The sequence below is a fragment of the Wolbachia endosymbiont of Trichogramma kaykai genome (assembly GCF_045765165.1).
Lineage (GTDB): Bacteria > Pseudomonadota > Alphaproteobacteria > Rickettsiales > Anaplasmataceae > Wolbachia.
Genome location: NZ_JBJJXK010000004.1, coordinates 101,996 through 117,282 on the forward strand (window position 1 = coordinate 101,996; position 15,287 = coordinate 117,282).

The following is a 15,287-nucleotide window of genomic DNA, read 5'->3' on the forward strand; positions in this document are numbered from 1 at the left end:
TCAGGTGAGTAACAGATGTTTGAACATTTGAGCAACCAAAACTTGGTTAAGCTATGCATAAGTTTTGTGCTACTCTTTTTATTATCTGGGTGCGGGTGTATTAAGCCAGAAGATCCATCAGGCTTGCGTGAGAAATTGGATATAGTGTCAACAGAGCAGAAATGGGTTGATTCTGGAGTCTATATTTCGGATAAAATAAAAGTAACAGAGATTAATATAGTACCTAATAAGGTTAATTTTTGTTCGCAATATAAAGATTTTGCAATTGGACCTGGAGTAACAAACGTTACATTACCGTTTGCGCTTAAAGCTGGCGATGCGATAAGCTTGAGTGTTGTTGTAAGTAAAATGTGTAAAAACAATAATGGCATGGTCACCTACAAAAAAATTGAAGAAAATTGCGCTGAAGGGGAAAAGGAGTATTTTTCAAATATTTTAAATCAAGAGAAGTGTCAAGGTGGAATATGTCCTAATAAATATGAAATCGGCAATCGACAATGGTTAAATGGAAAAGAGTACTGGTCTTCAGAATTAGATCAAAGTGAAATAGAGGAAACTAGAAATGTCGTCGACTATATAAGACAGGACGGGGTCAATGGAAACTGTAAAAATATTTCAGAGAGCAGTGCAAGTAAGATAGATACGCGCATGTTAAATTTACTTTGTGGAAGGGTGTGTAAATATAGCTTTGCCGCTGGCACTAAAAATTGCGTATATACTGAATACAATAATACACAAGGTAACCCTGATGTTGCTGACGTTATTGATAGCATATCAAAGGTAAAAGGGTTAAAAACTGACATTACAACGTTAAAGGTTTACGTGGATAATCAGGAACTTGAACGCGTTCCAGGAGGTGGTATATGTCTTAGCTGTGATCATAAGATGGATCGTAACCATCCAAAACCAGAGTTAACTTTTAGTTTGGGTGATGGTAAGGGCAGGGGTGGTTTTAACATAAGAGTAACAAAAATCCCTGATTTAGAAAAAAGCTTATATATAAGCGTTTCTGACGAATTTCTTGAGCGTGAGCCCGATGAAATTCAGGGAGATATACCTGTAGACATTAGCAAAGTTTATAATACTCAATATATGGAAGGCTTAAAAGAAAAGCTAAAGGACAAGAGTGGCACTATATATTACGGAATAAGAGATTATGGCTGTGATTATAAGAAAAATGAGGGTCATTTTAGCATTAACCTTACAACTAAAGAGCCACCTGTAAGAACTTTTAGTGCGATATATAATTTTTTTGATGAAAAAGTAAAAACTGCATTTTTCGGTTCTAGCTACAAAGACACTAACGCGATTCACTCTGATATTAGCCCTGTGAAGTCTCTTTATCAAAGTTTTGTAGCATCAAATAGAACAAATACCATCAGATCTACAATAGTGTCGTTATTAGTATTATATATAGTTTTATACACCCTTTATTACTTTTTTGGATTGTCTCATACTTCTATATATGAATTTTTAATTATATGTGTAAAGATAGGAGTTATTACCCAATTGCTGAACGATAACAGTTGGAGTTTTTTTTATAACAATGCATTTTCTATTTTTGTTAATGCTCCAAAACAGTTAATAGAAATAGCAAATTTCAGAGGTACAACATCAAATGTTTTTGAATTTCTTGATTTACCGCTCAATAGGTTTTTATCAGCAAACTCAGCGTTACTAATAGTATCTCTTATATTCTCCGGTCCTTTGGGTATTGTATCGTTTTGCTTGGTGATTTGGGGTTTGATAACAGTGAGCTTATCGATGTTTAACGCCTTATTTTCTTTTATCACATCTATAGCAATAGTTGCATTATTGCTTTCCTTGGCGCCTCTTTTTATTATTTGCCTTCTATTTGGATATACTAGACAGATGTTTCACAATTGGGTCAAAAATTTAGCAAGATTTGCAATTCATCCGGTAGTGCTTTTAATTTTTATATCATTAATAAGCCAGGCTATGGATTATATTGTGTATTCGATCTTTAATTTTGAGGTCTGCCCTACATGTATACTTAATCTTAACTTAAAGATTTTTAATCCTTGTATTATTTATGGTTATGCTTCCAAACATGCACCTAACATCACAGCTATGATGGCTTTTGTGATTTTGGGACATGCTATGAAAGCTTTAGTTGAGGCATCTTCAACAATATCTGATTCGTTGTTTGGTGTTTATGTGGCAAGCGAACCAGGAAGGCAATATCAGCAAAGCTTAATGGGAACAGTAGGTTTAGATGAACAAAGTATCCAAAGAAGAGCAGGTCAGCAATCTGGTACGCCAAGTCGAAGACCTCAAATACCACAATCAGCTCAAAGATCAGCACCTAAGATACCGACAAACACAGGCAATCAATGATGAGCAGAAAATCATTATTATTAATACTATGTCTTGTAATTAATGGCTGCACAATGGATTGTGTTGAACCTGGGCTGCATAGCATAAATACTAGTGTCAGTATAGATGTTCCAGTTCGTGAAGCTGGCGAAGGAGTTAAAATTCATTGGGTTGATTCTGATCAAGTAATTAGCAAGGATGAAAAAATCAAATTTACTCTTGGTGGGTTAGTGAATTTTTGTCCTCTTAAAGAAGGGAAAAATCCAAAGAGAGTACTCGTGCCCGCTGTATTTTGTGCTAATGATTTAATACCAAATTACAGTAATAACTTAATTGATAATGCTAGTCTTGATGAACGAGAAATATGTGGTGATATAGGCTTTGGAAATAATGAATTCTATAGCAATAGACGTTATGTAGATACTGGAATTAAAGCAAATCCTGGTGATAAGTTAAGCTTTAGCTTAGTTCCCAGAGAGATAACGATTGATTATGACAATCCGGAAGGGAAAGGTATCAGCTTTGATGACAATTGCTATAGAGCTGAAGAAAATGATAGAAAAGACAAAGCTACAATAAAAGACATGCTCAATGGAGGAACGTTCTTTTGTGGAGAAAGTAGTAAGAGGACTAAAGTAGAATTTCCTAAGATTAATAAAGAGAACATAGAAGAAAGAAAAGTGCTAGTTGGTAATGGCTACACTCCATATGATAATAAGGTACATTTTAATAAGGATTATATTCAAAATTCATGGATAAATGGTGCATTGTTAGATTTACGACGAACTAAAATAGGACTGGATAAATTATGTAATGGGAAAAAATGTGATTTTAATGAGATAAGCAAGTGCGGCTCTTATGAGCTTAATTGTTACTATCAGAAGATATGTTATACTAAAGAAGGTATAGATTTTAATGGAAATTGTGTTTCTTCTGTAAGGTACAAAAATTATGATAATAACAACAAATGTGATATGTATTCTCATCTTGAAGGAGTTGAAGATAAACTTAAAAAGATTGAAGAAAATAAAGATAACACTGATTTTATATCAAACATTGAAGAAGAAACTGGAGATATCTCCTGGGCCGAAGCTCTTGTTGCAAAAATTGGCGATCTTGATGATCAGAATACTGTTCAATGTTTTCCAAAAAGAAAAGAAACAAGTGATGGCCTAGTATGCTCAAAAATAAGTAATGATTTTAGGGATTTTTCCTTAAAGTTAAATCATGACTATGAGATAAATAAAAAGGTGAAACCTGGTAGTAGTGTAATGCTTGCTATAGCAAGCAATGGCAATTACTTTCTTCATAGAGGTGGATATCATGTTGAAGTAACTAGATCATGTAACTTCGATAGTGGCAAAAAATTGTATATGTACTTGGGTGATAGCCCGCCAGAAGATCCATCTGCTCGAGAGACTAATAATTTCAAAAAAGTAAAGGAATTAGATAAAATAACAGAGGATAATGTAGACTATTACATAATAGATGGAAGTCATTTAAAGGATAAAGATTCTAAAAAGATATACTTTGGTATTAATGTAGAAAACGTCAAGAAAGATGATATTACGGACAAAGAAGGCAAATATTATGAAGATAACAAATACACAGTAAATTTCTTTTTAAAAAGAAAAATAAACGATTTTATTTCATCAACTGTAAACAAGATTTTTGATTTCATAACAGACGGGGGTGAAGACGGAATTAAAATTCCATATGAAGGATATAGAAAGGGGCTTCTACAAGGAATAAGAGCTTTGCTTATTCTATACGTTACATTTACTGTTATTGGCTATATGCTTGGAACAATACAATTAAGTAAATTCGATTTTATTATAAGAATATTCAAAATAGCATTTATAGCTTTTGCTTTTAGTGATAGAAGTTGGGAATTCTTTGGTACGACTTTGTCTGGGCTTTTTGTTGATGGTAGCATTTATTTAGTTGATAGTTTTTCTGGCTATATAGGAGAAGGAGGTAAAAAATTTGCATTCTTAGATTTAACAGCGGGAGTATTATTTACAGGAGGAACATGGCTGAAATTTTTGTCTTTAATGCTATCAGGACCTTTTGGCTTTATTGCATTTTTGGCAATACTTTATGCTACTTTTGTGTTTTTAAGATGCATTATTAGTGCTACGTTTAAGTATGTAATATCTACTGTTTTAGTGGCATTTTTATTGTCATTAGCACCTTTATTTATCGTATTTATTCTATTTCAACAAACTAAAACATTATTTGATAATTGGATAAAAACGCTGGCTCATGTTTCATTTCAACCAGTCATTTTATTTTCATCCTTGTCTCTTTTAAACCAGTTAATGTATTCAGTTCTATACAACCTCACAAATTTTTCTGCATGCTATCAATGCTTAATTAGTGTAAATTTTTTATCGTATGATCTGTGTCTTATAAAATCAATATTACCTCTTGGGTATAATCCTGGTACTACTGTTGATGTTGCGCTCAGTACTGGAGAAAGGGCTGATGGGCACTTTGCAGCATTACCTATAGATCTAATTCAGGCATTTATATATCTCATCGTTGCTAGTGCAATGGAAGCTTTTGTTTCTATATCAGAAACTATGGCGCAGTCGTTGTTCAGCTCTGGTTATGGAGTTGCTCAAAGTGTTAGTCATATTTCTAGGAGCGCATCACAAGCTATGCTGTCAACTGTTGGCCTTGATGATAGAACCCAAAATATGATACATAACATCAAGCAGGGAATGAGTAAAGATCGTAGCAAAATTGAAGCTAAATTGCCTGATACACCAAAGCAAGCAGATGGGAAAGCGAGTACTGGCAGAGAAATGAGCAAATATGAAACACTAAGCCAGCCAGATAAGCAAAAGGATTCTGATAAAACAAAAGGACAAGTCAAGGAAGATTGATGAGATATATTTAGTAACTAATTAAAAAGATATTTGAAGTAAGGTTTTAGAAATTTATTCTGTATTGGGAAAAGTTTAGGTATGCAATCACGCTTAGGCAAATGTTGGTTTAGGTTATTAATTTTGGTAATCTGTGTACTGTTTACAGGTTGTAGTAAGAATGATATGCCTTTTCCAAGATGTATATCTGCTGATTATTTTGGTCCCGAACCGGTTGCAGTTGGTGCTCATTTTTCGAGAGATCACGATGCCTTTGTTCCCGAAGATCAGGAAATTATTGACTATGATACTGGTAAAGTCAATTATGGTTTTCACCCTAATCAAGTGGTGAAGTGGAAAGATACTGGATTTGAAACCAATGGAGATAGTTTAGTAGTACGAGTAAATGGTGCATGGACATCTTGGAGTAATAATAATCAGAAAGAATCTAAAGGTAGTTATGGTTTGCAAAGCTTGGAACAGCTAAAATATGCGACTAAGTTTGAAGGTAAACAAGGCGATAATAGTTTGCCTGACTTTCGATTAATTTGTAATGATTACAAATCTAGTACACAAAAAATTTCAAGTAATCCTCATGCAAGTTGTACTGTAAATTGCAAGTGTATTAGTGAAGATGATAACAGAGAAAAACGCGGTGTTCCATGTTGGTTTACTAACGGACATGGTGCTTATCTTTTATTTAAAAGGACTAGCGATTCTAGTCCTAACGAAAATTTAAAATCCATGCGTAACCCTGAGTCTCCTACTGTACATCTAGGTTACAATTCCGTAGCGGAAGATGGAAGTGGGCTTTTTACTTTAGACAGAGATAACACCACATTACAGGACAGGAATTGTAATACGGTGAGGTTAGAAAAAGGATGGAAAATATATGTAAAGATATTAGATAGATATTATCTAGATAATGCAGGTGGCTACTCTTTTGAATTTTTGAGCGGAGTGCAGAAACCAAGTAACTTTGGATTTTTTGATTACATTTATAACTATCTAAAATGTGTATTGTTGATTAACGAAAATTGTAAAAAGCATTTTGATAGCAATGATCCTGCAGCTGCACAAGCGATGTTTCAAAATATAGCTGAAAAAAGTACGAGCTTTCACAATTTTGTTCTTTCCTTGCTTGTTCTATTTATAGTGATTTCATCGCTTCTTTATCTTTTTGGAATGATAAGAGAAACTAAGCATGATATGCTCATCAGAATGATGAAAATCACCCTAGTAATAGTGCTTATATCTCCTGGAAGTTTTAGATTTTTCTATGATCATTTTCTTGTTTTATTTGTTAAAGGTCTTGAACAATTGATAAGCATAATTACTAATTTTGCTCCCAACATGAACACCGGAGGTAGTTCAAACGTTGCTCAAGGAAATGAAGCTAAATTGTTTAGCTTCATCGAGGATATGTTTAATAAGTTTTTTGCTTACTCTGTTTGGAAAAAGTTTGCAGCATTTTTACATTATCAAATGTGGGCAAGTCTCCTTATGATACCGGCTATTTTTATAGGGATTGTCTTATATTTCCTGCTGTGTATGTATGCTTACATAATATTCCTTTCTGGTTTTATGGGTATAGCTTTTCTTGTAGCTATAATGCCGCTATTCCTAATCTCTATTTTATTTTCACCACTGAAAAGTTTATTTGAGGGTTGGATAAAATTCTGTATTAGTTTCTGTTTGCAATCAATTATGATATTTACCCTGCTGTCATTACTTGGTGCGATGATAATGAATACCTTTTATAAACAGTTAGGCTTTACTGTGTGCTATAATAAATGGCTCGAAATAAAGTTATGTGCTCCAAAATGGGTATTTGGTGGTTTTTGTATAATTGATAAAGAATACTTTAGCTGGACTCCAGGGCAAATTTTTGTACCTTATGCTATTGGAGAGGCTTCTCCATTGAACGTAGATAAGAATATAGAAGGTATAGAAAAACTAAGCAGAGTAGGTGGTACAGTAAAGTTTACTGGTGGCGCTGGATATATCCCTCTTCCACCAGATTACATTAATAAAGGTTTTCGTTATATAGATTATCCTTTCTTTAATCCAATTCCTGGAACTAAAGATAATCCAGCAGAGCACTATATTGCGGAAAGTGATATTATAGTTAGTAATGGCTGTAGTGCAAAAGATATAGTACGCTTAACAAATAGTTTATCTCATGCATCAGAGAGGGCAGACATTATATTACTGATCAACAATATAGAGAAAAGGATAGGTGGTGTTAGTGAAATAATAAAACGCTACTGTCAAGATATAAATAAATGCTATAGTTATAGGGAGATAATTAATGAAATAAGATCTTTAGTGCGGAGTGAGATAAAAAAACAAGGTTGTAGAATACTGAAACTTCATGATTTATATAAGGATCCCAACAGTGAATACTGTCAGAAATCTAAAGGTTGTGAGGATTGCAAAAATTATAAAGAAAATAGTGATTACCAAAGGGTGCAAGACATACAGAGAGGTTATTTAATCAACGCAGGAGAGATCTTTGTATTGTTCTTGCTTTCGTTTTTGATGTTTTCTTTGAAGGAGTTTGTACAACAGATGGGCTCAAGCATTGCCGGTGGTGGGTTTGGTGTTTACAATATATCTAGTATGTATCAAGCATCACCTGTGACTGGTTTAATGCAGGGATTAAAACAACAGATGCAAGATAAAATTGGTGGAGGGTTAGAGTCTTTAGGTGATTGGGCTACTCATGTACCGGACAGATTAGCTGGAGGTACAGCTAATTTGCTAGATAGAATACCAGGAGTTGGGGGTGTGCTGAAATATGCTATTAATGTGCCACGTAAGCTTGTAGGTGCTACTATTGAAGCAACAAAATTTGCAACATCACCTAAAAATGATGTTGATAAGCTTGAGGAAAAAATCTACAGGGCGTTTGGAATTGATAAAGAAGATATTGCACGTAGAAGAATTGATAAATATTTAGAATATTATAAAGGATATGTAGGATCACATTTGGGCTATACAATAGAAGATGCTATGAAGTTTACTTGGAAACATGGTCTCGACTCTATAGGAATTAACCCTGCTACAGGAGAAAAGGATGGTTACCAGCATAATCTACTCTATAGAGCAAAAACATATAGACGGGAATTTCTTGAGAAGCTTCATGACTACACTATTGGCCGCAAGAGAGAACCAGAAGAAGATGAATCATCAAAAGAAAATAAGCCTAATCAATCAAATCGAAAATTAGGTACGGAACCAGAAACCCTAAAAAACACTACAGAAGCTATACGTGCCGGAGAAGATAGAGAGCGTCAAGATAATGAAAGGAATGAGAACATAGAGAATGATGAAGAATCGTAATTTCAAAGGGCTAGGTTATTATGGTCTTCAGCAAGACGAAGATGGTAATATCAATTTAAACGATTACAATGATGTTTTAAATGCGCGCAGAGCGAGGGTGGATTTGTTACTAGATAGCACTAAGCAAGGTGATGTTAGTTTTTCAAAGCTAAATAAAGCTCTGAATGAGAGACTTATAAATGATAAAGGGCTATCGTCAGAATTTGACAAAGAAGACAAAGAAATTGCACAGAAGGAGCTTAAGATGTTCTCTATTTTAGACGATCTTGATAATCTTGCAAACATTGAAAGTGAAGATCTATTAGAGGTTAGTTTGTTACTATCAGATCTTAGTTTTATAGAGAGAAGTATTGTGTTGAATGCCGATCAGAGTTCTGATCTAATAGGGTTAAAAAGTCTATTTATAGAAAAAAAAGCATCCGGTGAGGAATATAGTGATGAAGAGTGTCACAATTTCCTCGATAGTATAGAGAAAATCAATACTTTAATTAAGTTGGAGTTAGAAAGTAGAATTGAAGGGATGGGTCATGATGAAAAAAACAACCATGATGATTTACAAGACGAGATTGGTCGTGCAATCAGTATAGAAAATAAATCAAAGAAAAGCGGTTGATCTTGCGTTCCTTCACAAGCAACCTTCTTTCTATTAGACTGCTGAAGCTATGTTGACATTAAATGTCTATTATAAATAATTAGTTAACTTCGAACTTGTTTTATATGTTACGTGTTATTGCGGGTAAATATCGTGGAAGAAAAATAACTACAGGCAAGAATTTATCTGCACGTCCCACTATGAGTAGTGTCCGAGAAGCAATATTTAGTATACTTTCTTCAAGAAAACCTATTTATAACCTAAATGTACTTGATTTATTCTGCGGAAGTGGCTCTTTTTCATTTGAAGCACTTTCTCGAGGTGCTAAACATGCATTCATGGTAGATTCAGATTATTACAATTTGCAACTGCCTAAAAAAACAGCAGAAGATCTTGGAATTACGAACGATATCACGTTAATTTGTTGCAATGCTAACGGATTACCAAGACCTATTTCAAAGTGCGATATAGTTTTTATGGACCCACCTTATAATATCAATCTGGTTAACTCAACTTTAGACGAGTTAGCTCACTCAGGCTGGTTAAATGATAATGCGTTAATAATTCTAGAAATGAGGAAAAATGAAGGTTTTGAGTGCAATAAAAACTTCAATATAGTTGTGGAGCGTACCTACGGTATTGCAAAAATAATTTTTCTTTCTTCACTTACTTGAATTTCTTTTGTAAACATCTATAGCTAAGCTAAATAAGATTTTTCCGAGGACTGAAAGAAAAAAAACAATTCGTTTTTGTGGGAATAGGGTGTGTAACAGCAAATCAATACGAGTTGATATACTAGAAGAAGCAGTATGGAAAGAAATGAAGATGGTACTCAAAGAACCAGAGGCGATGACAAAGGTTAGACTTTTAAAATATGAAAATAAGCAGGCAAAGGATGAGATTGAAAAACGTGCAGATAAAATAGAACAAGGTATAGAAAGATTAGCTTATGTATATGCAAGGGGTCATATAACGAAGGAAAAGTATGACTTAGAAGTTGAGAGTATGGAAAAGGAGTTAAAGGAATCAGAGATCAAAGGGAAGAAGCTATCGATGAAAAGAGGCTACAGAGAGAATTAGATTTTATCACAAACAGTGTAGAAAGTTTTTCCTTTGAGAGAGCTTAATCAGGCAGATTGGGAAACTAAACTTGAGATAATAAGAAAATTAGTTCAACGCATTGAAATTGATGATGATAACGTGCATGTAGTGTTTCGGTTGCAAGAACTCGCTCTCGAAAGGCAAAAAAAATGTTCAACATTCTATCGGGATGCCAGTGTCACGCACTGGCATGACATCCTCTTGCTTCTATAGGTGTCTTTATCTCGTCTACTTTATTTTGCCACACGGATACAATGGTTTCACATGTACTTGGTAGGATATCTATTTTGAAAAACTTGCTACTTTATCAATAGTCCAAACTAGTGGTGTAATAACAAGCGCAGCAGCCCAAATGACAGCACTAACAGCATAACTCAAAACTGCGTTAACAAATATAGCTAGTGTATCACTGTGATTCCGTGCCTTGTTTGATAACATAGATGAATAATCTATCAATGATCTTGTATTGCACTTAAGATCATAACTATATGTTACTTTCGCTAACCTTTGCTGGCCAGTATGACAAATACGCTAACGCTAGATATAAAGGTTGCAGAATGACACTAGCTAACGCAAAAGTAATAATCAAATCGTGGGAATTTTTTTTTTGTAACTACCAAGAGCTACATTCTTCACTTGCCCAATAATACTATTAATATAATGAACGGATTTATAGAAATTATTTTGTGGAACTTCTTTACCTCGAACGCTTTTGGTAGGAACATCTCCGAATTTAACATATTTCTTAAAATTACTATATGAACTCAAATATTACCCCTACAAAATAGAAACATAATTATCTTGCTAGTATCGCTTGTTTTAGAATAAATGCAATCACTACCTAACTAAATTATCTGTTGCGCAAAAGCACATATTACCATACCATGAAAAATAAAGAGGTCAGCATGAGTTTTACTTTACCTGGGTTGCCGTACGATAAAACAGCTTTAGAGCCTTATATATCTGTAAAGACATTAGATTTTCATTATGATAAGCACCATAAGGGATACTTAAATAAACTCAACGAACTGGTTGAAAACACAGATTATCAACATATGCAAATTGAGGAATTAGTAACGAAGGTTCATGGAAACAATAATACAGTTCCTATTTTTAACAATGCAGCACAAGTTTGGAATCACACTTTTTATTGGAATTCAATGAAAAAAAATGGTGGTGGTAAACCTAAAGATGATAGTCTGCTAGCAAAAAAAATTCAAGATGACGTTGGTGGCTTTGACAAATTTTGTGAAGAATTTTCACATTATGGAGTAAGCCAGTTTGGTAGTGGATGGGTGTGGTTAGTGCTTGAAAAAGGAAAACTCAAAATCACTAAAACTCCAAATGCGGATCTACCGCTAATTTATGGCCAGGTGCCACTACTTACTATGGATGTATGGGAACATGCATACTATTTGGATTGCCAAAATCGCAGAATTGACTACATAAAAGTTTTTCTTGATCATTTGATCAATTGGGATTTTGTAGAAGAGAATTTAAAGAAGAATATATAAGATGAATATACCACAAGTAACAAAACTAGATAATGGTCTACGCATAATAACTGAGCGAGTGCATGAAGTTGATTCCGTAGCTTTAAATATACGAGTTGGTGTTGGCAGTAGAGCTGAAAGTGCAAGTCAAAATGGAATATCTCATTTCCTAGAGCACATGGCTTTCAAAGGAACAAAGACAAGAACTGCTTTTGAAATTGCAAAAGCTTTTGACGACATAGGTGGAGCTTTCAATGCTTGCACCGGTAGAGAAAGTACAAGTTACTACGCAAAGGTTCTTAAAAAAGATATAAATACTGGCATTGATATATTAATAGATATATTAATGAATTCTACATTTCCAGAGGATGAATTGGAACGCGAAAAGAGTGTTGTAATACAAGAGATTTTTCAAACTAATGATTCACCGAGCGATATCATTTTTGATAAGTATTTTGAAGCAGCTTATAAAGATCAACCATTTGGTAGATCAATCTTGGGCACGCAAGATACTGTCAAATCTTTTACTCGAGCTAATCTAGATAACTATATAAATGAGCATTACTTCGGCGAGAACATTATATTTGCTGTTGCAGGAAATGTTGAACATGAGGAAGTTGTTCAATTAATCAAAGACTTTCTCTCAAAGGTTCATTCAAAAGAGCTGAAAAAAAGCGAGAATGCAAGTTATACCGGTGGTGAGTATTTAGAACATCGTAAATTAGATCAAGTACATTTATTAATTGGTCTACCTAGTGTTTCTCGTGATGATAACAGATATCACACATTCAAAGTTCTTGATGCCATACTGGGAAGTGGTATGTCATCACGCCTGCTTCAGGAAGTAAGAGAAAAGCGGGGGCTTGCTTATTCCATTTACTCATTCAACTCTAGCTGTGCTGATACAGGAATGCTTTCGATTTTTGCTGGTACAGATAGCAGTAATCTAGATAAGCTTTTGAAAGCTATAACGACAGAGTTGAAGAAATTGTCTACAGATGATTTAAAAGAAGAAGAAGTAAATAGAGTAAAAGAACGAGTAAAATCTCAAATTTTAATGTCACGCGAAAGTGTTAGCTCGCGTGCTGAAAAGTTAGGACACTACTACGGTAACTATAATAAATACATCAGTAAAAACGAATTAATAGAAAAAATTAGTGCTGTTACTATTTACGATATAAAAAAAGCAGCAGAAGAATTGCTATCTCAGCATGAAAGAATTACTTTAGCTGCAATTGGAGAAATTAATCCGCTGCCAAGTTACGATAAAGTGGTTTCTATGCTTAGTGTACTTTAGTTATGTTGCTTATACTCACTAAAAAGTCCAATGAATGGTTGCAAAATCCTTTCTATAAAAATTTTCCTTTCTGGTTCATCGCGTATACCACCAATCATTTTATTGAAAATTTTTTCGCTGTTTTGTAAAAATAAATAGCTTTCTACTGATTGCATAATAGACAAGGCAGTTAAAATTCCTCCTGTCACTAAACAAGAAGCTATAGCAGGTACAGTAGCTGCTGCAATTCCAGTTGCGATCAATGATAAACCAGCTAAGAGTGTAAAGGCCGAAACGCAAAACGCCATTTGATGTTTTTCTTTATTCTTAATCATAAATGCCCAACAAAATTATATCCCCAGTCTACCCTTATATATACGGTACTGTCAAGTTTTTAAAGAAGATTAAAAAATGCAACGCACATGCACACAATATGAACTAGGTATATAATTCACAATGCAGCGGTATTTCACTAATCCAATTGTTTTTTTCCTGATCTAGCCTATCATTCAATATTGCTTGTCTTATTGATTCCATCAACTTATTCATGAAGAAAACATTGTGAATGGTAACGAGTGTGTAAGCCAGCAATTCCTTCGCTTTTAGTAAATGGTGTATATAGGCTCTTGAATGTTTTCTGCAAGTAAAGCACAAACAGTCATTTTCAATTGGGTTATCATCTAGTTCGAATCGTTGATTTCGCAAATTAATATGCTCTTTACACTTTGAAGAAATAGAATCTCTGTTTTTTACTTTAACAAGTGCGCCACCATGTCTTGCGAGGCGAGTTGGATGCACACAATCAAATGTGTCAACACCAAGCTCTACTCCACGAAAAATGTCCATAATTCCACCAATACCAAGCAAATGAGTAGGCTTCTCTTTTTTTAAACGTTTCATAGTAAGGTAAACTACGTCATACATCTGCTCTTTACTCTGACCAAGCGATCCACCTATTGCTTGACCAAAAAATGGCAAATTGTTGATAAAGTCACAACTTTCCCCACGTAAATCTTGATACACTCCGCCTTGGCTAATTCCATACAGCGCCTGTTTGCCATCATTACTTTTTTCAAACTCATTTAAAGAACGTTCAGCCCATCTATGGCTCATGAGCATTGATTTTCTTGTGTATTCTTTACTGACATGGAATGGAGTACATTCATCTAAAACTAGGATTAAATCTGCACCTAATTTTTGTTGAATTTGTATAGACTTTTCAGGAGTTAGGCAATAAGTTTTACCATTTATGTAAGAACGAAAAATTGCCCCATCTTCGTTAATTTTGATCAGAGTTTTTTGCTTCTGTCTTATTCCCTTTATTTCTTCCGAAACTGACCCGTGTCCTAAACTAAATATCTGGTATCCACCAGAATCAGTGAGCATTGGTCCACTCCATCCCATCATCTTGTGCAAGCCACCAAGTTTTGCCACAGTATCCTCTCCAGGTTGAAGCATTAGGTGATAAGTGTTGGAAAGTATTATCTGAGTACCTACTTCTCTGATTCTTTCTATATCTGCAGCTTTAATGGCAGCTTTGGTTGCACAAAATATAAATGCTGGTGTTTCTATGTTTCCATTTGGAGTTTTAATTGTGCCAACTCTTGCAGAACCTGATTGCTTGGTTATCCTAAACAAAAACTTTTCCATCTATTTGCTTGAAAGCTCTGCTATGATATTTTCCACTTTTTCAGGAGTGAGGTTTTCATAAAAGTCATTATTGATCTGCACAACAGGGGCATTAACGCATGCACCAAGACATTCAACTTCCTTTAAAGTGAATAGATTATCTTTAGTAGTTTTACCGATATTGATTCCTAGTTTCTTTTTAAAGGTATTTAACACTTCTTCACTATTGCACAACCAGCAAGGAGTTGTTCTACAAATTTGTATGAGATATTTACCTACTGGTTTTAAATTGTACATGGTGTAAAAATTTGCCACTTCATATACACGAATATGTGGAATATGAAGCATGTTAGCAACGTAGCGCATGGCAGATTCAGGAACCCATCCGCATTGTTCTTGAACCAGGTATAGTAAAGGCATGACGGCACTACCTTCTCTACCTTTAGGATACATCTCTATAGACTTTTTCGCTTTTCTGAGGTTGTCTGATGTAAAACTAAACTGTTCTTCTTTCTCTTTCATCTAATAAGGTTCGTGTAAATCTCAACAAATTATACTTGAAGAGTCAACAATTGCAATTGTTGGTTTTTTTGAGCTCTACAATATTATATTTGTAGAGTGGGTGCATTCAATTTGTGAATTCT

11 protein-coding genes and 1 pseudogene are annotated in these 15,287 nt (G+C 34.3%); 8 read left to right on the plus strand and 4 right to left on the minus strand.

Annotated features, from left to right (window positions below; genetic code table 11):
• Nucleotides 1-15: 15 nt before the first annotated feature.
• The 6 genes from wTKK_RS04525 (at nucleotide 16) to wTKK_RS04550 (ending at nucleotide 10,224) form a co-directional block, all read left to right on the plus strand.
• A complete protein-coding gene (locus wTKK_RS04525; protein ID WP_407512386.1) occupies nucleotides 16-2,358 on the plus strand; it encodes a TrbL/VirB6 family protein in 2,343 nt (780 codons plus the stop codon).
• Nucleotides 2,355-5,228: a TrbL/VirB6 family protein gene (locus wTKK_RS04530; RefSeq protein WP_407512387.1), complete on the plus strand. Its 2,874-nt coding sequence runs from the start codon at nucleotides 2,355-2,357 to the stop codon at nucleotides 5,226-5,228. Before wTKK_RS04525 ends, wTKK_RS04530 begins: the two co-directional genes overlap by 4 nt.
• 81 nt (nucleotides 5,229-5,309) lie before the next feature.
• Nucleotides 5,310-8,552, plus strand: coding sequence for a TrbL/VirB6 family protein (locus wTKK_RS04535; protein WP_407512388.1), 3,243 nt, complete (start codon nucleotides 5,310-5,312; stop codon nucleotides 8,550-8,552).
• The gene (locus tag wTKK_RS04540) at nucleotides 8,536-9,165 is read left to right on the plus strand and encodes a WD_0853 family protein (RefSeq protein ID WP_407512389.1); all 630 of its coding nucleotides are present in this window, start codon (nucleotides 8,536-8,538) and stop codon (nucleotides 9,163-9,165) included. The genes wTKK_RS04535 and wTKK_RS04540 overlap by 17 nt, the downstream gene beginning before the upstream one ends.
• A 104-nt stretch (nucleotides 9,166-9,269) precedes the next feature.
• Complete coding sequence (gene rsmD / locus wTKK_RS04545) at nucleotides 9,270-9,818, plus strand: 16S rRNA (guanine(966)-N(2))-methyltransferase RsmD (RefSeq protein ID WP_068652427.1); 549 nt, start codon at nucleotides 9,270-9,272, stop codon at nucleotides 9,816-9,818.
• A gap of 88 nt (nucleotides 9,819-9,906) precedes the next feature.
• The gene (locus tag wTKK_RS04550; protein ID WP_407512391.1) at nucleotides 9,907-10,224 is read left to right on the plus strand and encodes a hypothetical protein; all 318 of its coding nucleotides are present in this window, start codon (nucleotides 9,907-9,909) and stop codon (nucleotides 10,222-10,224) included.
• Nucleotides 10,225-10,527: 303 nt separating this feature from the next.
• Here the strand turns inward: wTKK_RS04550 and wTKK_RS06280 are convergent.
• A pseudogene (locus wTKK_RS06280) lies at nucleotides 10,528-11,013 on the minus strand (hypothetical protein).
• 137 nt (nucleotides 11,014-11,150) lie between these two features.
• On the opposite strand from wTKK_RS06280, the gene wTKK_RS04560 reads away from it, so the two are divergent.
• Nucleotides 11,151-11,759 carry a superoxide dismutase gene (locus tag wTKK_RS04560; RefSeq protein ID WP_407512394.1) on the plus strand — a complete coding sequence of 203 codons (609 nt, stop codon included), beginning with the start codon at nucleotides 11,151-11,153 and terminating at the stop codon, nucleotides 11,757-11,759.
• Between the two features lies 1 nt (nucleotide 11,760).
• Nucleotides 11,761-13,035, plus strand: a complete 1,275-nt coding sequence (locus tag wTKK_RS04565; protein WP_407512395.1) for a M16 family metallopeptidase — start codon at nucleotides 11,761-11,763, stop codon at nucleotides 13,033-13,035.
• Here wTKK_RS04565 and wTKK_RS04570 read toward each other — a convergent pair.
• The 3 genes from wTKK_RS04570 to nuoE all read right to left on the minus strand — a co-directional run bounded on the left by wTKK_RS04570 (nucleotide 13,032) and on the right by nuoE (nucleotide 15,165).
• Entirely contained in the window at nucleotides 13,032-13,349 is a 318-nt protein-coding gene (locus wTKK_RS04570) for a WD_0736 family protein (RefSeq protein WP_407512397.1), read from the minus strand. The genes wTKK_RS04565 and wTKK_RS04570 overlap by 4 nt on opposite strands.
• Nucleotides 13,350-13,452: 103 nt before the next feature.
• Complete coding sequence (tgt, locus tag wTKK_RS04575) at nucleotides 13,453-14,664, minus strand: tRNA guanosine(34) transglycosylase Tgt (RefSeq protein WP_407512399.1); 1,212 nt, start codon at nucleotides 14,662-14,664, stop codon at nucleotides 13,453-13,455.
• Complete coding sequence (gene nuoE / locus wTKK_RS04580) at nucleotides 14,665-15,165, minus strand: NADH-quinone oxidoreductase subunit NuoE (protein ID WP_407512401.1); 501 nt, start codon at nucleotides 15,163-15,165, stop codon at nucleotides 14,665-14,667. It lies immediately after the preceding gene.
• Nucleotides 15,166-15,287: the final 122 nt, after the last annotated feature.

Bases quoted from the DNA above. Each gene is read 5' to 3' on its own strand.
- wTKK_RS04565 (WP_407512395.1), top strand. From the start codon at position 11,761: ATGAATATACCACAAGTAACAAAACTAGATAATGGTCTACGCATAATA.
- nuoE (WP_407512401.1), bottom strand. From the start codon at position 15,165: ATGAAAGAGAAAGAAGAACAGTTTAGTTTTACATCAGACAACCTCAGA.
- wTKK_RS04570 (WP_407512397.1), bottom strand. From the start codon at position 13,349: ATGATTAAGAATAAAGAAAAACATCAAATGGCGTTTTGCGTTTCGGCC.
- wTKK_RS04525 (WP_407512386.1), top strand. From the start codon at position 16: ATGTTTGAACATTTGAGCAACCAAAACTTGGTTAAGCTATGCATAAGT.
- wTKK_RS04530 (WP_407512387.1), top strand. From the start codon at position 2,355: ATGATGAGCAGAAAATCATTATTATTAATACTATGTCTTGTAATTAAT.
- wTKK_RS04540 (WP_407512389.1), top strand. From the start codon at position 8,536: ATGATGAAGAATCGTAATTTCAAAGGGCTAGGTTATTATGGTCTTCAG.
- wTKK_RS04560 (WP_407512394.1), top strand. From the start codon at position 11,151: ATGAGTTTTACTTTACCTGGGTTGCCGTACGATAAAACAGCTTTAGAG.
- wTKK_RS04535 (WP_407512388.1), top strand. From the start codon at position 5,310: ATGCAATCACGCTTAGGCAAATGTTGGTTTAGGTTATTAATTTTGGTA.
- rsmD (WP_068652427.1), top strand. From the start codon at position 9,270: ATGTTACGTGTTATTGCGGGTAAATATCGTGGAAGAAAAATAACTACA.
- tgt (WP_407512399.1), bottom strand. From the start codon at position 14,664: ATGGAAAAGTTTTTGTTTAGGATAACCAAGCAATCAGGTTCTGCAAGA.